This window comes from Marinifilum breve, assembly GCF_003202155.1.
GTDB classification, from domain to species: Bacteria; Bacteroidota; Bacteroidia; order Bacteroidales; family Marinifilaceae; genus Marinifilum; species Marinifilum breve.
This window is the reverse complement of the sequence record NZ_QFLI01000010.1, coordinates 124627-143777: the sequence shown is the minus strand read 5'-3', so window position 1 is coordinate 143777 and position 19151 is coordinate 124627. Positions and strand designations below refer to the sequence as shown.

14 protein-coding genes and 1 riboswitch are annotated in these 19151 nt (G+C 35.4%); of the genes, 7 read left to right on the top strand and 7 right to left on the bottom strand.

The genetic code is table 11. From position 1 onward, the window contains the following. Positions 1-31: 31 nt before the first annotated feature. Complete coding sequence (ahpF, locus tag DF185_RS18895) at positions 32-1591, top strand: alkyl hydroperoxide reductase subunit F (protein WP_110362552.1); 1560 nt, start codon at positions 32-34, stop codon at positions 1589-1591. A 97-nt stretch (positions 1592-1688) separates the two neighbouring features. Here the strand turns inward: ahpF and DF185_RS18890 are convergent, their stop codons facing one another. The 4 genes from DF185_RS18890 to DF185_RS18875 all read right to left on the bottom strand — a co-directional run bounded on the left by DF185_RS18890 (position 1689) and on the right by DF185_RS18875 (position 5586). Beyond that, complete coding sequence (locus DF185_RS18890) at positions 1689-2705, bottom strand: branched-chain amino acid aminotransferase (RefSeq protein ID WP_110362550.1); 1017 nt, start codon at positions 2703-2705, stop codon at positions 1689-1691. Between the two features lie 109 nt (positions 2706-2814). Then, positions 2815-3609, bottom strand: a complete 795-nt coding sequence (locus tag DF185_RS18885; protein WP_110362548.1) for a DUF2797 domain-containing protein — start codon at positions 3607-3609, stop codon at positions 2815-2817. Positions 3610-3612: 3 nt separating this feature from the next. After that, positions 3613-4116: a peroxiredoxin family protein gene (locus tag DF185_RS18880; protein WP_110362546.1), complete on the bottom strand. Its 504-nt coding sequence runs from the start codon at positions 4114-4116 to the stop codon at positions 3613-3615. 213 nt (positions 4117-4329) lie between these two features. After that, on the bottom strand, positions 4330-5586 hold the full coding sequence (locus DF185_RS18875) for a peptidase U32 family protein (RefSeq protein ID WP_110362544.1): 1257 nt from the start codon (positions 5584-5586) through the stop codon (positions 4330-4332). Positions 5587-6069: 483 nt separating this feature from the next. Between DF185_RS18875 and DF185_RS18870 the strand changes: the two genes are divergently transcribed. The 6 genes from DF185_RS18870 (at position 6070) to DF185_RS18845 (ending at position 17413) form a co-directional block, all read left to right on the top strand. Further along, positions 6070-7344, top strand: coding sequence for a KamA family radical SAM protein (locus DF185_RS18870; protein ID WP_110362542.1), 1275 nt, complete (start codon positions 6070-6072; stop codon positions 7342-7344). A 312-nt stretch (positions 7345-7656) separates the two neighbouring features. Continuing rightward, a riboswitch (cobalamin riboswitch) is annotated at positions 7657-7866 on the top strand. Positions 7867-8208: 342 nt separating this feature from the next. Continuing rightward, the gene (locus DF185_RS18865) at positions 8209-10224 is read left to right on the top strand and encodes a TonB-dependent receptor (protein WP_110362540.1); all 2016 of its coding nucleotides are present in this window, start codon (positions 8209-8211) and stop codon (positions 10222-10224) included. Continuing rightward, positions 10221-11384: a YncE family protein gene (locus DF185_RS18860; RefSeq protein WP_110362538.1), complete on the top strand. Its 1164-nt coding sequence runs from the start codon at positions 10221-10223 to the stop codon at positions 11382-11384. The genes DF185_RS18865 and DF185_RS18860 overlap by 4 nt, the downstream gene beginning before the upstream one ends. 13 nt (positions 11385-11397) lie before the next feature. Next, positions 11398-13113, top strand: a complete 1716-nt coding sequence (locus DF185_RS18855) for a PKD-like domain-containing protein (RefSeq protein ID WP_110362536.1) — start codon at positions 11398-11400, stop codon at positions 13111-13113. Between the two features lie 106 nt (positions 13114-13219). Next, positions 13220-15265 carry a hypothetical protein gene (locus tag DF185_RS18850; RefSeq protein WP_133250087.1) on the top strand — a complete coding sequence of 682 codons (2046 nt, stop codon included), beginning with the start codon at positions 13220-13222 and terminating at the stop codon, positions 15263-15265. Between the two features lie 96 nt (positions 15266-15361). After that, positions 15362-17413 carry a hypothetical protein gene (locus DF185_RS18845; protein ID WP_133250086.1) on the top strand — a complete coding sequence of 684 codons (2052 nt, stop codon included), beginning with the start codon at positions 15362-15364 and terminating at the stop codon, positions 17411-17413. 44 nt (positions 17414-17457) lie between these two features. Here the strand turns inward: DF185_RS18845 and DF185_RS18840 are convergent, their stop codons facing one another. The 3 genes from DF185_RS18840 to DF185_RS18830 all read right to left on the bottom strand — a co-directional run bounded on the left by DF185_RS18840 (position 17458) and on the right by DF185_RS18830 (position 19101). Continuing rightward, positions 17458-17973, bottom strand: coding sequence for a TlpA family protein disulfide reductase (locus tag DF185_RS18840; protein ID WP_110362530.1), 516 nt, complete (start codon positions 17971-17973; stop codon positions 17458-17460). A gap of 70 nt (positions 17974-18043) precedes the next feature. Continuing rightward, positions 18044-18706: an HAD family hydrolase gene (locus DF185_RS18835; protein ID WP_110362528.1), complete on the bottom strand. Its 663-nt coding sequence runs from the start codon at positions 18704-18706 to the stop codon at positions 18044-18046. Positions 18707-18711: 5 nt separating this feature from the next. Further along, on the bottom strand, positions 18712-19101 hold the full coding sequence (locus DF185_RS18830; protein ID WP_110362526.1) for a VOC family protein: 390 nt from the start codon (positions 19099-19101) through the stop codon (positions 18712-18714). Between the last annotated feature and the right edge of the window lie 50 nt (positions 19102-19151).

Here is a 19151-nt window from a genome sequence, read left to right as displayed (position 1 = left end):
TGAGGCAGGTTTTCCCAAAATCAAAAAAACTATGCTGGAACAAACAATAAAAAATCAGGTAATTGATTTATTTTCATCGCTTAAAAACCAATATACATTTCAGATACAAATAGCATCATCTCACTCTAATAAGCAAGAGTTGATCTCGCTTTTAGAAGATGTTGCATCATGCAGCGATAAGGTAAATCTAGAGATATCAGATGCTGATGGATTGGCATTTATCATTCTGAAAAATGGAGTGGAAACCAATGTCACTTTCAAAGCTGTACCTAATGGTCATGAATTTACAACATTACTATTAGCAGTTTTGAACCTTGATGGAATTGGAAAAAACTTGCCAGATGAAATGCTAACAAAAAGAATTCAAGCGATTTCTGAAAAAGTAGAACTAAAAAGTTTCATCTCGCTATCTTGTACCAATTGTCCTGATGTTGTTCAAGCATTAAACATTATGGCTTTCCTGAATCCGAATATTTCACACGAAATTATTGATGGAGCCATTAATCAAGAAGAAGTAGACCAATTAAACATTCAAGCAGTTCCAACGGTTTATGCAAATGGCAAACAATTGCACGTTGGTCGTTCATCTCTTGGTGAATTACTAAATAAATTGGAAGAACAATTAGGAACTGAATTCACACCTGAATCCCAACAACAGAAAAAGTATGATGTAATTGTAGCTGGTGGTGGACCTGCTGGAGTTTCTGCTGCAGTATATTCTGCGCGTAAAGGTTTCTCGGTAGCCATTGTTGCCGAAAAAATAGGCGGCCAGGTAACTGAAACGGTATCCATTGAGAATATGATTTCTGTTCCAAAAACAAGCGGAGCTGAATTATCAGGTAACCTAATGAAACACTTACATGATTATCCAATCGATATTCTGGAAAATCGTGTAATAGAAAACCTGGAGCTTGTTGATGGTATTAAAACCATTACTACTTCATTAAATGAAACAATCACAGCTCCAGCATTGATCATTGCAACCGGAGCTAGCTGGAGAAAATTAAATGTACCAGGCGAAAGCGATTATATTGGTTCTGGAGTAGCTTTCTGTACGCATTGCGATGGTCCATTCTACAAAGACAAAAAAGTAGTTGTAATTGGCGGAGGAAACTCTGGATTGGAAGCTGCAATTGATCTATCTTCAATCGCTTCAGAGGTTCACATTCTTGAATTTATGGATGAATTAAAAGGCGACCAGGTTTTACAAGATAAAATCAAAGAATTATCGAATATTAGCATCACCACCAATGCACAAACATTAAGTATTGATGGTGATGGAAACAAGGTAAATGCCTTAAAATACAAAGATCGAATATCCGAAAAGGAAGAAGTCTTAACTACCGATGGCGTTTTTGTTCAGATTGGTTTAACTGCCAACAGTAAAGTGTTCGCCGATGCGGTTAAAACCAATCAAATTGGCGAAATTGAAATTGATTCGCACTGCAGAACCAACCAAGCCGGCATATACGCTGCTGGGGACGTTTCTATCGTTCCTTACAAACAAATTGTAATTGCAATGGGAGAAGGTTCAAAAGCTGCTCTTTCGGCTTTTGATGATCAAATAAAAGGATTACTTCTGGCAAATTAATCCAAATTAATTACGAAATTACTTACAACAACAACGAAAAAGAGCATCAGGAAAACCCGATGCTCTTTCTATATTTTAAAAGGAATGTAGTTGTCGATTAAAACTCGATAATTGTATTCCAGTTGTGTTTGTCTTCAACAGTTCCGTACTGAATGCCGCGAAGAGTTTCGTATAGCTTGAAGCTTACCTCTCCTGCCTCATCACCATATTTGTAGTCAATCTTATTATCAGCATCAACAATTTTACGGATTGGAGAAATTACAGCAGCTGTACCACATGCACCAGCTTCTGAGAAATCTGCCAATTCTTCAACTGTAATAGGACGACGCTCTACGTTCATACCTAGATCTTCAGCAATCTGACACAAACTCTTGTTTGTAATAGATGGAAGAATGGTATTCGACTTTGGAGTTACGTAAGTGTTATTCTTAATTCCGAAGAAGTTCGCAGGACCACACTCATCAATGTATTTCTTCTCTTTAGCATCTAAGAATAATACTGCTGAGAATCCTTCATCATGAGCTCTTGTTCCACCTCTTAACGAAGCTGCATAGTTACCACCCACTTTATAGATACCTGTTCCTTGAGGAGCAGCACGATCGTATTCACGATAGATCACATAGTCAGTTGGTTTGAATCCTTCTTTAAAATATGGTCCAACAGGCATTACAAATACTGCGAAAGTATATTCATCTGAAGCCTTCACTCCAACCTGAGCACCATTACCAAATAATACCGGACGAATGTAAAGAGAAGCTCCTGATTCATAAGGAGGAATCCATCTTTCATTCAATTTGATAGCTTTGATTACAGCTTCACGGAATAAATCCAAAGGCATTTCAGCCATCATAATACCATGAGATGAGCTTTGCAGACGTTTACCATTTTCGTCAATACGGAAAACTCTAACTTTTCCATCAGGACCTTTAAATGCTTTTAAGCCTTCGAATGCTTGCTGTCCGTAGTGCAAACCTGTTGATGCAATGTGAACATTGATTTGATCAGAAGAAGATACTTCTAATTCTCCCCATTTTCCATCACGATAGTGACAACGAACATTGTAATCAGTTTTAGTATAACCAAAACCAAATTCTTTCCAGTTAATGTTTTCCATTTCAGATATGAATTTAGCAATTAGTGTTTTTGTTTCTTTAAGTTTTTCAAGTCTACACAAATGTATTAAGAAATTTGCTCTTTTTACCTACAATTTCTTGCATTTTTTATCAAATTACTTTCAATTCGATAAGATATCCGTTGTGTTTTCGAATATTTATAACTTTTCCTTCTTCAAAAATTAAGTATTGACCTTTTATACCTTTCAAAACTCCTTCGAATTCTTTTATTTTATCAAACCCAAAGCTGGTAATTTTTTTAGGCAACTCATCAACAGGATAATTGATGCTGTAAATTTCATCCTCCTCACTCAAATATTGTTTCAATTCTGGATGTAGCTTATCCGCTGCTTTCTTTTTTTCCTCCAATAGATCAATATCTGTGGAACCATCCTGTTTTAGCATTTCGCGCCAGTTGGTCTTATCAGAAAAATGCTCCTTTAAAGCCACCTCCATAACACCAGCTATATGTCTGTTTGGAGTTTTGGCAAGCTTTATTGCCTTGCTAGCCCCTTGATCAATCCAACGTGTTGGAACTTGCGATTCGCGGGTAACACCTACTTTTAAATTGCCAGAATAAGCCAAATAAACGTAATGTGGTGTCAACGAATTCTCTTTTGACCATGCCATATCACGTGAAATTCCCAAATAAGATAAATCCAACTCAGGACGAACAATGCTGGGATCGGTTTGAGGCAATGTGGTAAAACACGAATAACAATATCCTTGCGAAAAGGATGTTTTGGTTTTCTTTCCACAATGGATACAATTGATTTGATCCAAAAACTTCAAACTGATCTTCTTACCAATTAGTGAGTTCATTTCAGTTAAATCATCGCCGATAGGCAATTGATACTGCACTTGCTCCCCTAAATCGGTGTGCATTTTTCTAATATTTCCTTGCATGGATTATAAGTTTTCCTGAATGGTTTTAATCATATGGTCCATTTCTTTTTGATCGAATCCAACCCCTTGCCAAATGATTTTTCCTGTTTTATCGACAATAAAGTTACGAGGAATGTACTGACTGGCAAATTTTGAATAAACTTCACGCTTTGGATCCGGTGCAATGGGGAAGGTAAAGCCTTTCTTCTGATTCCACTTAGTCAATTCATCCTTTGTATGTTCGCGCCCAATTGAAACCATAGCAAAATTTTCATCCTTAAATTTCGGCCACATCTGTTTTTGAACTTCCGGCAATTCTTTCATACAAGGTCCACACCATGTTGCAAAAAAGTTGATCAGAACCACTTTACCTTTCAAATCTTTTATCGAAATTTCTTTCCCATCAAGTGTAGTAACTGTAAATTCAGGAACTTGATCTCCTGTTTTTAATAATGATCCTTGGTAATTCTTGGCTGTAAGATTTAATGCAAAGAATAAGAAAATAAATGTTAGAACAATTTTATTCATCTCTGTTTTGGGTTAATTATTTAGATTCCATTACAGTCGCATGAAGTCATCTTAAAATCTTAACCATAGTAGATGCGACTATTTAAAAACTGTAATATCACCTAGGGCGTTGCCCTAGGCTATAAATATTTTACCCCTTCAGGGTAATTCTTTATTATTGAATAATCCCTTTGGACTATTTGACCTTTTGGCTATTTGACTGTTCGAGACTTTCTACTGTATCAAATCATTAGTAACCTCAACAATCTTGTACAATTTATCCGATCGACGAATCATGGTATCCAAAGCAATGGAGAAACTATCTCCTTTTACTGCTTTTTCAACTGGCTTCAAATCTACACGAATCTCTTTGATTGTAGTTTCAACTACACCAGTGGTAAGTCCAGTAACCAAGATGTTATCTCCAACTTCCAACTCATTGGATTCCAACAGAAACTCCGCAACCTTAATCTTCGTGAAATAGTTTGTTCCTTTACCAATAAGTACCTTACGTTTGGTAGCACGGTTTCCGTATTCGTTACTCCACTCTCCCAGCTTTTGCCCCAGGTAATATCCATCCCAAAATCCACGGTTGAATACGGTTGACAAACGCTCCATCCAGGCATCAATCTTCTCTTTATTGTAGGATTCATCCAAATAAGAATCAACTGCTTCGTTATAACAACCAACAACAGTCTTCACATATTCCGGTGAGCGAGCACGACCTTCGAATTTCAAAACTCGAACCCCTGCATCCAACATTTTATTTATGAAACCAATGGTACACAAGTCTTTTGGCGACATGATGTATTCATTGTCAATTTCCAATTCGTTTCCGGATTCTTTTTCGGTTACCGTATAAGCCTTTCTGCAGGTTTGCATGCATGCACCACGATTTGCAGATGAGTTCTTCTCGTGTAGACTTAGATAGCATTTGCCCGAAACTGCCATACACAAAGCTCCATGAGCAAACATTTCGATCTGTACCAATTCTCCTTTTGGACCACGAATATCCTGCGCTACAATCTGATCGTAAATGGCTTTTACCTGATTCAAATCCAGCTCACGCGCCAATACAACAACATCAGCAAATTGTGCGTAAAACTTAACTGCTTCAATATTGGTAATATTACACTGAGTAGATATATGTACCTCAACATCAATCGATCGTGCGTACATTATCGCCGAAACATCGGATGCAATAATTGCCGTTACACCACTTTCTTTAGCAGCATCAACAATTTTGTACATCAACTTAATATCATGATCGAACAATACCGTGTTAACGGTAAGGTAAGATTTCACATTATTCTCTTTACAGATATTGGCAATTTTCTTTAAATCTTCAAATCCAAAGTTATTTGCTGATCTTGAACGCATGTTCAATTGCTCAATGCCAAAGTATATCGAGTTCGCTCCCCCTTGTATGGCCGCCATTAAAGATTCATACGAACCTACAGGGGCCATTAATTCTATATCACTTCTCTTCATTAAATTACTGATATGCAAAAAATACTTATTTAGAATGCATATGTAAGCTGTTAAATTACTTATTTAGCCCAATTATGCCTTCTTCCTGATCTTCAGCAAAAGTAATCTTTATCACCCATTCCTGCAATATAAATTAGGAAGGGCCTAAAGTTAAATCTATCACTAATACAAACACTTAACTCTCCAACAAGCTTGTTTAAAATTTTTAAATATTATACATTTGTGCCACAGCTATTTGATACGCTGGGACATTAGTCTTCCTTTACGGCTGACAATGAACAGTTTATATGGAAAATGTCCCAATTTTTCCCTAACTTGAATCTGGGGAATCTCATTTGTAGCCTTTAACTCTTACGAGTTACACACATATATCTGCGCTACCATATCCTAATAGCTTGATTTTGAGTAAATAATTACAACCAGGGGGAGTAATCGTGTTTACGCGCGCTTACTTGTTAAAACATCAAAACCAGATATTAGCCTATGAAGTATAGAGCTTACACACTGAAGACCTTTAAGAATATTCCTCAGATTAGTAAACTGAGCGATGAGCAGATTTTTGATATTGAAGTTGTTGGAGAGGTCCTTCCTTTTAAAGCAAATAATTATGTAGTTGATGAGTTGATCGATTGGGACAATTTCGAGAATGATCCGATTTATATCCTGACTTTCCCTCAAAAAGATATGCTTTCAGCTGAGCACTACAATAGAATGGCTGAATTGATTAGAAGCGGTGCTTCACGTCCTGAAATTACCAAAGCTGCCAACCAAATTCGAATGGAATTGAATCCTAATCCAGCAGGACAGGTTCACAACGTTCCTGAATTGAACGGTGAAAAGTTGGTTGGTATTCAGCACAAATACGACGAAACCATGTTGTTTTTCCCTTCTCAGGGACAAACATGTCATGCATACTGTACTTTCTGTTTCCGTTGGCCACAGTTCACAGGTATCGATGAGCTGAAATTTGCCATGAAACAGGTGGATTTAATCATTGAGTACTTGCGTCAGAATCCTTCGATTACCGACTTGTTGTTTACAGGTGGAGATCCAATGGTAATGAAATCGAGAGTATTCGAACAATACATCGATGCAATTCTTGCTGCTGAGATTCCAAACTTGAAAACAATCCGTATTGGAACCAAAACATTGGGTTACTGGCCATATCGTTACACTAGCGATGATGATGCTCAACAGTTGTTGGATGTTTTCAAAAAGATTCACGACAATGGCTTGAACCTATCAATTATGGCTCACTTCAATCACATTAATGAAATGAGTACTGAAGCTGTAGAACAAGCTGTGAAGAATATTCGTGCTACGGGTGCAGTAATTCGTACTCAGTCTCCATTAATGAAGCATTTGAATTTTGATGCTGATATGTGGGCTCGCATGTGGAGAAAGCAAGTAGATTGGGGAATGATTCCTTACTACATGTTTATTGCACGAGAAACTGGTGCTCAGGAATACTTTGCTGTTACATTAGAAGAAGCTTGGAATATCTTCCGAAAGGCTTATTCTCAGGTTAGCGGAGTATGTCGTACAGTTCGCGGACCAAGTATGTCGGCTAATCCTGGAAAAGTACAAGTTTCTGGAGTTACCGAAATTAATGGTGAAAAAGTTTACGTTCTAAACTTTATCCAGGGAAGAGATTCCGATTGGGTTGGACGTCCTTTCTTTGCAAAATATGATCCTAAAGCACTTTGGTTAGATGATTTAAAACCAGCTTTCGCTGATAAATTCTTCTACGAAGAATAGATAAATTATTATTATATTGATCAAAGCCTTCTCTAATGAGAAGGCTTTTTTTGTTGTTATATTTTACTTTTTTTAGACTTCAACAATCATTTGCCAAGACGAAAATGATTACTCTTAAAATATCAAAATTATTGTTTTGTAAATTTCTATGCAAAAACTTCTTACACCCCTTCATCTATATAATTAGATTACCAATAAAACTACATAATTTTAACACATCAATCTTAACTTACTTGTATTTTTCAGAGCTTTAAGTCTGATATTAAGAATATTTATTTGACAAGATTTTTTTGGATATTATTTAATAATAAATACTTTTGCACTCGCAAGGGTTTTCCACCTTTACCGCTAAAGGTGAAAATTAAAAGGGAATGCCGTGAGATTCGGCAACAGTTCCCGCTGCTGTAAGTTCCATTCCTTAGGGAAAAATTTACTTAATATCCTACGCCACTGGTTTATTAAACTGGGAAGGCTTTTAAGTAAGGAATAAGTCAGAAGACCTGCCTTTGTTGACAATAGATTTTGCAGTCTACGGGGATATAGACTACTATCAACTATAATATCAGGTTTTCACTGTCTTTTCATACATGTATTAGAAAGCATGACTGTTATCTGTAGAATCTATAATTTATTTAATGTTATTATGATTCCTAAAGAACAGATATGCTTAGAAAACAACCAATTAGTTCTACTTTAAAATTGAAGATAAGGTCCTATCCAAAATATCTTCATACAAAGTTATGCAGAACAGCTATTCAAAAAAAACATCATTCAGGTGATGTAAGCTGCCTCCCACTTTTCCATTCAATTTATATAATCCGAATCGTCCAAGTATAGATTTTTTCCATCTTTATTTATAAAGTCATGAAACAACTCCTAAGGCTTAGCTTTATAGTACTTTTTAATATAAGTCTAAGTCATACAACTAATTCACAAACAAAAGTAGATACAACCAAAATATACAATCTTCTTGAAGTTAATATTATTCGCGATAAAATTCGAAATGAAATTATTCCAGTTCAAGTCTTGTCAGGCAAAGAACTAAAAAGTCTTAACGCCTACTCTGTAGCTGACGCCATTAGATATTTTTCAGGAATTCAAATAAAGGATTACGGTGGAATTGGTGGTCTAAAAACGGTTAATGTTAGAAGTATGGGTAGTCATCATGTTGGTGTTTTTTATGATGGCATTCAAATTGGCAATGCCCAAAATGGTATTGTCGATCTGGGTAGGTTCTCTTTGGACAATATGGAATCCATATCAATCTATAATGGACAGAAAAGTGCTCTATTTCAGCCTGCAAAAAACTATGCTTCAGCAAGTGCTTTATTCTTGAGAACCAAGACACCGGTCTTTAAAAATTCAAAAACAAACCATCTAAACGTAGGATTCAAAACCGGATCCTTTGATTTATATAATCCAAGTGTTTTGTGGGAACACAAATTCAATGATAAGATAAGCAGTTCATTCAACACTGAATTCATGTATACATCTGGAAAATACAAATTTACCTATGCGAAAAAGGATGGGTACAAAACCACTGAAACCAGGAAAAATGGTGATGTTAAAATGTTACGTATTGAAGGGAGTCTATTCGGTAAAATTAAGAATGGACATTGGAAAACAAAACTGTACTTATATGATTCAGAACGTGGATATCCAGGGGCTTCTGTCAGAGAAGAGCCTGGTAAATTTAAACATCAAGACAGGCAGTGGGACAATAACTTCGTTGTTCAAGGATCATTTAAGAAAAAACTAACAACCAATTATAGCCTATTGCTGAATGCTAAATATGCTTACGACTATATGCACTATTTATCAGATCCCAGGTTAGATGTTTCTACGATGTATGTTAATAATCACTACAAACAACAAGAAGCTTATTTTTCTGCAGCACAACTTTATAGTATTAACTATTTATGGAGTGTTTCGCTAGCAAGCGACATACAGTTCAATATCCTTGATGCCGATTTAACTAATTTTGTTTACCCTGAAAGATATACCATTTTGAATGCCTTGGCAAGTTCTTTCTGTTTTAATAAGCTAAAAGTTCAAGGAAGTCTGTTACATACAAGGGTTATAAACTCAACTAAAGTTGAGGGGGGGAAGGCTAAAAACATGAGTGAATTTACTCCAACACTTGTACTCTCCTACCAACCTTTTTCTGAAGACAAGTTTCATATTCGAGCTTTTTACAAACGAGTTTTCAGAATGCCTACATTCAATGATCTGTACTACACTTTTATCGGCAATAAAAATCTAAATCCAGAATTTACCTCACAGTATAACATTGGAGCTACCTATCACAAACAATTCGAATCTGGATTGGTAAAAAACATCAAGATTAAAGTAGATGCCTACTACAACGAAGTAGAAGATAAAATCATTGCCATACCAACCTCAAATCAATTTAGATGGACAATGATCAACCTTGGAATAGTTGAAATTAGAGGAATCGATGCTTCAGTCTCCACAAAGTTCAAAATTAGAGATTTCTATATAAACACATTGCTTAACTACACCTATCAAAAAGCTCAGGATTTCACAGACAGAAACAGTGAATGGTACGGTGGTCAAATTCCTTATATCCCTTGGCATAGCGGATCATTAATTACAAACATTACTCATAAAGGTTGGGGATTCAACTATAGTTTCATCTATACAGGTGAAAGATATGAAGCTGTTGCAAATATAAAAGAAAACTATGCCCAACCATGGTACACTCATGACCTTTCTCTTTCTAAGGAGATAAAGTTTAACAAATATTTTTTAAGAATTACCGGAGAAGTAAATAATGTTCTAAATCAGCAATATGAGGTAGTACAATGCTATCCAATGCCTGGAACCAATGTGAAATTTAAATTAAATCTTATCCTATGAGAAGAGCCCACATAAAACTTTCAATTTTGTTATTAATCATGGGTGTATTTCTTGCATCCTGTCGAAAAGATGAAGAGGTAATCCGCCCTACAGAAACCGAAATTACAACACCAGACGATTCAGGTCCTATCAAAGGTTTCTTCCTTTTAAACGAAGGAAATATGGGAAGTAATAAAGCCACATTAGATTATTTCGATTATGAGACCGGGAAATACCACAAAAATATTTATGCCGATCGAAATCCTGGTGTTGTAAGAGAACTTGGCGATGTAGGCAATGACATTCAAATTTATGGCAATAAGTTGTATGCTATTATCAATTGTTCGCATTTTGTTGAGGTTATGGATGTTTGTACCGTGAAGCATATCAAAGCTGTATCCATTCCCAATTGTCGTTATATCACATTTAAGGGCAAATATGCCTACGTAAGTTCATATGCTGGCCCTGTAAAAATTGATCCCAATGCTCGTCTTGGATATGTTGCCAAAATGGACACTACAAACTTAGAAGTTCTTGATACTTGCGTTGTTGGATACCAACCAGACGAGATGGTAATAGTTGGGAATAAACTATACGTAGCCAACTCTGGCGGCTACAGGGTTCCTAATTACGATAGTACGGTTTCAGTGATTGATTTAGAAAGCTTTAAAGAGATCAAGAAAATAGAGGTTGGCATAAATCTACATCGAATGGAACTCGATAATTATGGCAATATCTGGGTATCATCACGTGGTGATTACTACAATACTCCTTCTAAAACTTTTGTTATCGATTCCAAGACGGATATCGTTACTGATGAACTCGATTTATTGCCCAACAGCAACATGACCCTATGTGGTGACTCACTATACATTTACAGCACTGAATGGAGCTACATAACCAATAGTAATACGATCACTTATGCTATCATGAACGTTAAAACCAAACGTGTAGTTACCCGAAACTTTATTAAAGACGGAACCGACAAAAAGATTAAAATACCATATGGCCTTATGGTGAATCCTGAAAATGGTGAATTCTTTGTTACAGATGCCAAAGACTATGTAACACCTGGAACTCTTCATTGTTTTGCAAGCGACGGAATTAGAAAATGGTCAGTTACCACTGGCGATATTCCTGCTCACATGGTATTCACGCGTAAAGCAGTAATAAACAACTAAATTTTTTTATAAAATGAAAAAAACAATTCTTAATGGCGTACTATTGCTACTATGCAGTATGGTACTCTGTTTGCATTCATGTGACGATGATGATGTAGAAGCATTACCTCCTACAATTGGCTTAGAGGGTGATAATGTAAGCTTTAATGTTAAAATAGGGAAAACATTAAACATTTCGCCTGTCTACAAATTTGCAGAAGATGCAGTATTTGCCTGGAAAATTGACGGGAAAATTGTAAGTACTTCACCAGCTCTTGAATACGAAGCCAAAGAACTTGGAGATAAGTTCTTAACTTTAGATGTAGTAAACAGTGTAGGATCAGCATTTCTGGAAATGAAAATTTCTATTGTAGATCTTATTCTACCTAAAATCTCTATCAACATTCCTGAAAATGGTTTCACCATTGTAAAAGGATCCAATTTAGATTTAAAACCAAACGTTGAAAATGGTGACAACTCAACGTATTCATGGTCAATTGATGGACAGGAAAAAGCAACTACCAAAGACTATTCTTTTTCCTCGGCTGAAGTAGGTGACTTTACACTAACAATAAAAGTTACCAATGAGGACGGATCAGACCAGATCAGTATTCCAATTAAAGTATGCAATGCTGAAGATTTACCTTTTTCATGGGTGTTCGATCAAACTGAATACAACATGTCTAAAGGCAGAACAATCAGACTAAAGGCATACGACATAAGCAATGCTTTCGGAGGTGAATTTATTTGGACTGTAGATGGAAAAGAAGAGCAGAAGGGTGAACTAGACTGGTACGCTTTCTCAAGTAGTGAACAAGGAAAACATACCGTTTCCGTGACCATGAAAAACGACTTTGCTCAAGTTACACAAAACCTAATCGTTAATGTTTGTGCTCCAGAAGGAACCTATAAAAGACAAGCTTCTTCGGCAATCTCATCAAGTTGGAACAAAGTATATAGTTTCTTACCAGCTCCTGGACAATTTGTAAACGAAAATTATAATGTGTACACAAATGAAGAAGCTGTTCAATATGCTGAAGAACGATTACAAATAGGAGGATATGTTTCCCTAGGTGGGTTTGGCGGTAGCATTGTTTTGGGTTTCGATCACAGTATTGAAAACGACGGTGACTATAATATTCAAATCAAAGGAAATTCATTTAAAGGATCATCGGAACCTGGTATTGTGTGGGTAATGCAGGACGAAAATGGAGATGGTCTACCTAATGATACCTGGTATGAATTGAAAGGTTCAGATACAGAAAGCAGCAGTACAATAAAAGACTATGCCGTAACATATTACAAGCCAAAAAGCCCAGGACTACCTGTACAATGGACAGATAATCAAGGTAACAATGGATGCGTTGATTACTTGGGAAGCTTTCACACGCAAGATTACTACTACCCTCTTTGGGTCGAGACCGAATCCTATACTTTAAGAGGAACACGATTAGAGGCAAAAACCAAAGAAGTTTCACCAGGGTACTGGGAGAATGATGAATTCGAATGGGGGTATGTTGATAATTATAGTTCTGTAGACAGATTAACGAATGACGATAACCAATACGCTGGTGCAAATGGTAATCACTTTAAGATTAGCAATGCAATTAAATATGATGGATCACCAGCAAATTTGAAATATATCGACTTTGTAAAAGTTGTGGTTGGTGTCAATACTAAAGCCGGATGGCTTGGCGAAATGTCTACTGAAGTATTTGGTGTTAATGATTTTAATTTAATAAAGAAATAGAAAGAAACCATCTGAATTTTAGCTCCGAACTTAATTTGCGAGTTAAGATTCATCAAAAGTTCTTCCCGATAGTTATCGGAATTGACAAAAATAAAATGATAAACAAATGAAGTCAATTATAAATAAATATTTAATGATTGTCATATCAGCTTTACTACTTTTTAGCTGTTCTGATGACGACAATCCCTTTGAAGGTAATAATGCTCACATCATCTCTTTTGCCTTAACAGTAGATGGTGTAAAATATCCAGCTTCAATAGCCAACAATGAAATCATTATTACGGTTCCTCAAAACATTAATTTAGCATCAGCCAGTGCTGAGTATACAGCCAGCGAAAATGCAAGCCTTCAACCAGATCCTAAAACTATTAGTAACTGGAACGAAGAGCAAATTTTCAGGGTTAATGCATGGAACAATGAGTTTGAAAGTTATAAATACACTATAAATAGAACGGATGTAGTTGACCCAAATAATGTTGTCCTATTAACACAAGATGATGTTGTTGAGTTTGCTAAAAAGGAAATCACTAAAATCAGTGGCAACTTGATCATTGGTCATACTACAATGCCATCTGTTGAATTTGATACCATTAAAGATCTTACTCCACTAAGTAAGCTTACTGCTGTTGATTTGAACATTGTGATTAACAGTTCGGCTACAACATGCAACTTTGGAGGATTAAGTAACATCAAAAATGCAGGTGGTATCTATTTTGGATCAGTACAGGAACAAGCAAAAGCAATTAAAATCACTGAGTTAGAGTTTTACAATTTAGAAAAGCTTAACCGATTGGTTATTAATTCTGATAGTGTTCAATCAGTATCCTTTCCAAATCTGAACACGGTTGATGAAGTTTATATCAACTCAAAAGAACTAAAAGCAATAGATTTTTCTTCTCTTGAGAAATGTTTAGGTGATTTTAACTTGAAAGGAGTTCGAAATAGCAACTACGCAGAGAAAAATTCAAATACCTCTATTCGAATAATTGGTCTTCCTAAATTAAAGCATGTTGGTGGTAACCTTTGGATTGAAAATTTCTGGAAAGCCCAAGAATTAAATCTATCTAAATTGAACAAGGTTGATGGTGATCTACAATTGCAATACATTAGATCCATTGCAAAAATAAGTTTACCTGAACTAAATTCGGTAACCAAACTTTTAAACATTAAGAATAATGATGGATTGACTGAATTTTCAGCTCAAAAACTAAGTTCAGCTTCTTCTATCTACATTTCAAGTTTAAATGAATATAGCTTGAACCTTGCAAACATCAATTTGCCAATCTTAAATGAAATTGAAAAGGATCTTACAATTCGCTTTGCTTCTTCTAATAAACTTAATTTTCCTGAACTAAGCACTGTAAAGGGTGAACTAGCTGTTGAAACGGCTCCATTCTTGGAAACTATTTCTGTACCAAAACTAAGCAATTGCGGTAGTTTAGTGTTATCAGGAACAAAAAGTCTTTCCAATTTTGAAAACCCAAATATGACAAAACTAAATAGTCTACAACTAGCAGCCTGTAGCAAACTAAAAGAGTTAAATACTCCTGCTGTACTTGATGGAAATTTAGGACTTAATTTCGAAGGAAAAGATTACGATATCACAACACTTATTGGCTTAGAAGAGGTAAAAGGAACACTAGAAATCAATTCTTGTGGAGCTAAAAATGTTAACATTACAGGAATTAAAAAAATCAATAAATTCTATTTCAACTATTCAAGTGAGATTGAAGCCTTAAGTTTTTCAGATCTCGAGGAAGTAACAGAAGACTTTGAGATTAGTAGTCTTGAGAACTTAGCAAGTTTTGCAGCTCCTAAGCTATCAAGCGTGGGAAATGATTTTATCATTAAAGCTTGTGTAATTCTAACGGATATTCAGCTGCCTAAATTAACAAGCATTACCGGACAGTTAATATTTTACGGTGGAAGCAGCAGTTGGAATGCATCTAATAGCATAATTACAAACATGGATGCTTTTTCAGCATTAAGCAATGTGGGTAGCGTGGATATTAATTATGCTGGAAACTTAAACGATTTTTCGGGTTTAAAAAATGTGATCGGATCTTTGACCGAAGACAAATGGTCTGTTCAGAACTGTATGTATAATCCTGATTATACAGCCATGAAAAACGGTAATTACAACAACAATTAAGTCTTAATAAATGATTTTGCAATGACGAAATAATAAGAACAAATTAATTATTTCAGTCCTGCATTTTCTATTTAGTTAAAAAAGAAATTACAAAAAATGAAGAATAGAATAATAATGGCCATATTAGGCCTTTTCATTGGTCTTTGCAGTTGTAGCGATGACGATAGTCCATTCGAAGGAACTGACAGTTATATCAGTTTTTTCCAGTTGGAAAAAAATGGAAAACAATACAATGCATTAATTACAGGCGATAACATTACAATTGAAATTGACGCCAATGTAGACTTAAGCAATGCTAATGCAGAATATAAAATCTCTGAATTATCCGAAATCACACCAGATCCTAAAACGGTAAACAATTGGGAAGAAGCTATTGACTTTACTGTAAAATCGTACAATAATGAAGAAAAAACATATCATTTTTCGCTCGTTAAAAACGAAGTAAGCAGCAATGGTGACGTGAGTTTATTAACACAAGATGATGTTGATGCATTTTCAAGTTTAGGTGCAACAAAAATCGATGGTAATCTAATTATTGACGATGTTGAGAATCTTGATATATTGAATCAAATTACAGAAGTGTCGAAAAACATTGTGATTAAAGATTCATTTGGACTGGAACAATTCAATGCTCTTAAAAACCTTAAAAAGGCTGGAAACATCTATTTTGGAAACCCTAACAAAGCTTTCAACCCTAAACAAGAAATGGAGATTCATTTCGAATCTTTGGAATCTGTAGGTGAAATTTATGTGAATACAGCCAAAGTTAAGAACGTTGATTTTCCAAAACTTGAGAATGCATATGCAATTACAATCAACTCCAGTTCTATAGAATCTGTTGCATTGTCATCTCTAAACAATGTTTATGGTAATTTAAGTATTCAATCAGAAAGAAATGATGTTATTGAAGGATCAAACAATGTTCTAAAAGAACTCCACTTAAACAAACTTACATCAGTAATTGGCAACATCACTTTTAGTCAATTAAGCACAAACGAACTAATTGACTTATCAAAACTGACCAGTATTGGTGGAAAATTACAGATAAGTAATCTAGCAGCCTTAAATAGCTTGAAACTTGATGTGCTTAACAATGTTGATAATGCAATAAACCTGGAAGGACTTGATGCTTTACTTGGTTTAAACTTGCCAAAATTAACACTAGCTGGCTCTATCATATACAATGGTGGTTGGAATGGAGCTGTTCTTGAAGAATTAAATCTTCCAAACTTAACCATGGTAAGCAATGATATCACCTTAACTGGCATTGTTGCTTTGCTTAAAGTAGAATTTCCAAAATTAACTGAAACAGGTTCTTTTGAGCTTTCAGGTAGTTGGGGAAAAGCTTTCGTTGAGGAAATCAAATGTCCTGAACTTACAAGTGTGAAAAACGAATTGTCAGTTTCCTTTGTGGCTGTAAAAGAATTCACATTCCCTAAACTTACTTCTTGCAAATCTATAAACCTAGATAATGTCACCCAAATAAAGAGTCTCGACTTATCACAGGTCACTAATCTTGAAAAAGTAGAGTTGGTAAGTGCCTTTGCTCTAGAGAAGTTTACCTTACCAAAAAGTATAAATGAATTGGTACTTAATGGAGGTAATATGTCCACAGTTTTCCCAACACTTGAAGGTATTGAAAGCATATCTGAAAAACTGGAAGTAACCAACTACAATCTGCCTAAAATTACAATTGCATCGGTTAAAGACTTAAAAGCGTATTCTCAAACCTATGCTCCTGGTCAAACTGATTTGGAATTTACCGATTTGGAAATCATTAGTGAATTAGAACTCGCATTGGATGAGTTACATACTTTAAAAGCTCCAAAGCTTAAAAAAATGGACAAATTAAACCTTAAGAATCCATGTGCATTGGAAACCATTGAATGGCCACTTTTAAAAGAGATTACTAGCGAATTAAAAATAGAAGTAGACTTTTGGTACAATTGCCCTATGGCCAATCTTAATGTGTTTACAAGCGTAACAAAATTAGGTAGCGTAGATATTGCGAACTGTGCCATGCTAAACGATTTTTCAGGTTTAAAAAATGCAGTAGCTTCTTTAACTGAAGAGAAGTGGAAGATAGAAGGTTGTGCATACAACCCAACTTTCCAAAATATGAAAGATGGCGAGTTTATAGGCCAATAAAGACTAAAACAAGGATATCTCAAATCTTTACTTCCCCTTGCATTTCATTTTGCAAGGGGATTTTTTGTGATTACTCCCATCACCTCATCATAAGAGTGCGGAAGCTTATAAACCAAAATCTCTTTGTCTCGATTTACAAGAAAAAAAACAGGAATACCTCCTGTGAAGATCTTTTCATTAGGAAAATTGGAGTTAAGAAACTGCCTGATGCCAATGGATTGAAATTTGCCTTTATCAGGACCGATAAAGTTCAGGAAATAGGAATTGTTGTTTAAACCACTTGCCTCTACCAAGGAGTCCACCTCTGCCCTGTTTTTACTTACTGCAATCAGCAACAATTGGTACTCTTCCTCATTGATGTCTTGTATCAACTTAGGCAATGTTTTCTCCAGACTCTTTCTGCAGCCACTACACCATGTAGTCCAAATGTATACCAGTGTTTTCTCCTTTTTTGAGATGATCTCATCGAACTTCTCCGAATCGATAATTCTTTTCTTATCAACAGGATGGCTGCATGAAAAAGAAATCAGTAATAATGTAACTAGCAGTAGATATCTCATGGCATTGCGATTAAGATACTTTAAGTTACAATTTGTGTTTGAGGAAATAAAATCCTTTTACCTAAAGCCATTAAGAATTGATACCTACACAATATCGATGAACAGAAATGGATTTCCTTTTTTTACAATCAGTCGAAATACTAAACTTTTTTAATTCATGAATCAAATCCATACCTTCTTCTACATGAATCGTCTTAAAAACTAGGTTATTTGCCGCTTTTATATTATTCACATTATCATCTATAAAAAGCGTCTCTTCTGCCTTTAGCTCGTATCTCTCCAACAACAAGTTGAAGATTTCTTCATCTGGTTTCACCATTTTCTCTTCTCCTGACACCACTATCCCCTTCAATTCTTTAAAGAATTCAAATCGAGAGTAAACCAAAGGAAAGGTTTCTGCAGACCAATTTGTCAAGCCATACAACTGATAGTTTTGAGATAATACAGGAATTAAACTAGTATGTTCCCTGATCTCACCTCCTATCATCTCTATCCAATCATTTTGATATTTTCTGATCTCTTTTTCGTTATGAGGAAACTTTTTCACCCGTTCTGCAATTGCTTCATCAAAGGAAATACCAGCATCCAATTTTTGATTCCAATCAGCATGACACACCTCCTTTAAAAATAGTTCCAATTCATGCTCATTCCCAAACACTTTTCGATACAAATAACGTGGATCCCAATCGATCAGTACTCCACCAAAATCAAATACAATATTCTTTATTTCCATCTTGACTATTCCGTTATTTCCACACGATTTCCCTCACAATCCAACACAACACTTTCATAGTAGCCATCTCCTGTTGTTCTAGGTTCACCAACTATTCTGCATTGATCTGCTCTCATGAGTTCAGTCAGTTCATCAACCTTGTCTTTGCCTCCCACCGAAATCGCGAAATGAGTAAATCCAAAACAACTCTCCCTATCCTTACTTTCTTTGGTAATATCATCCCTATGCATCAACTCAATCCTGCTCTTTTCCCCTTCAAAGGATAAAAAATAAGAAGTAAACCCTTTCTTTTCGTTGTGGTACTTTTTGCTGCTAATCATCTTAAAATACTTCACATAGAAGGATCTCATAGATTCTAAATCACGAGTCCAAATTGCCAAATGTTCTATTCTCATGTCTTTTTGATTTTACACCATTTAAATTTCAAAAGACAAAGCTATACTGC

Coding starts and splice junctions, on each gene's coding strand:
- DF185_RS18875 (WP_110362544.1), bottom strand. CDS start 5,586: ATGAAGAGAAGTGATATAGAATTAATGGCCCCTGTAGGTTCGTATGAA.
- DF185_RS18835 (WP_110362528.1), bottom strand. CDS start 18,706: ATGGAAATAAAGAATATTGTATTTGATTTTGGTGGAGTACTGATCGAT.
- DF185_RS18845 (WP_133250086.1), top strand. CDS start 15,362: ATGAAGAATAGAATAATAATGGCCATATTAGGCCTTTTCATTGGTCTT.
- DF185_RS18855 (WP_110362536.1), top strand. CDS start 11,398: ATGAAAAAAACAATTCTTAATGGCGTACTATTGCTACTATGCAGTATG.
- DF185_RS18885 (WP_110362548.1), bottom strand. CDS start 3,609: ATGCAAGGAAATATTAGAAAAATGCACACCGATTTAGGGGAGCAAGTG.
- DF185_RS18870 (WP_110362542.1), top strand. CDS start 6,070: ATGAAGTATAGAGCTTACACACTGAAGACCTTTAAGAATATTCCTCAG.
- DF185_RS18890 (WP_110362550.1), bottom strand. CDS start 2,705: ATGGAAAACATTAACTGGAAAGAATTTGGTTTTGGTTATACTAAAACT.
- DF185_RS18880 (WP_110362546.1), bottom strand. CDS start 4,116: ATGAATAAAATTGTTCTAACATTTATTTTCTTATTCTTTGCATTAAAT.
- DF185_RS18860 (WP_110362538.1), top strand. CDS start 10,221: ATGAGAAGAGCCCACATAAAACTTTCAATTTTGTTATTAATCATGGGT.
- DF185_RS18865 (WP_110362540.1), top strand. CDS start 8,209: ATGAAACAACTCCTAAGGCTTAGCTTTATAGTACTTTTTAATATAAGT.
- DF185_RS18840 (WP_110362530.1), bottom strand. CDS start 17,973: ATGAGATATCTACTGCTAGTTACATTATTACTGATTTCTTTTTCATGC.
- DF185_RS18830 (WP_110362526.1), bottom strand. CDS start 19,101: ATGAGAATAGAACATTTGGCAATTTGGACTCGTGATTTAGAATCTATG.
- DF185_RS18850 (WP_133250087.1), top strand. CDS start 13,220: ATGAAGTCAATTATAAATAAATATTTAATGATTGTCATATCAGCTTTA.
- ahpF (WP_110362552.1), top strand. CDS start 32: ATGCTGGAACAAACAATAAAAAATCAGGTAATTGATTTATTTTCATCG.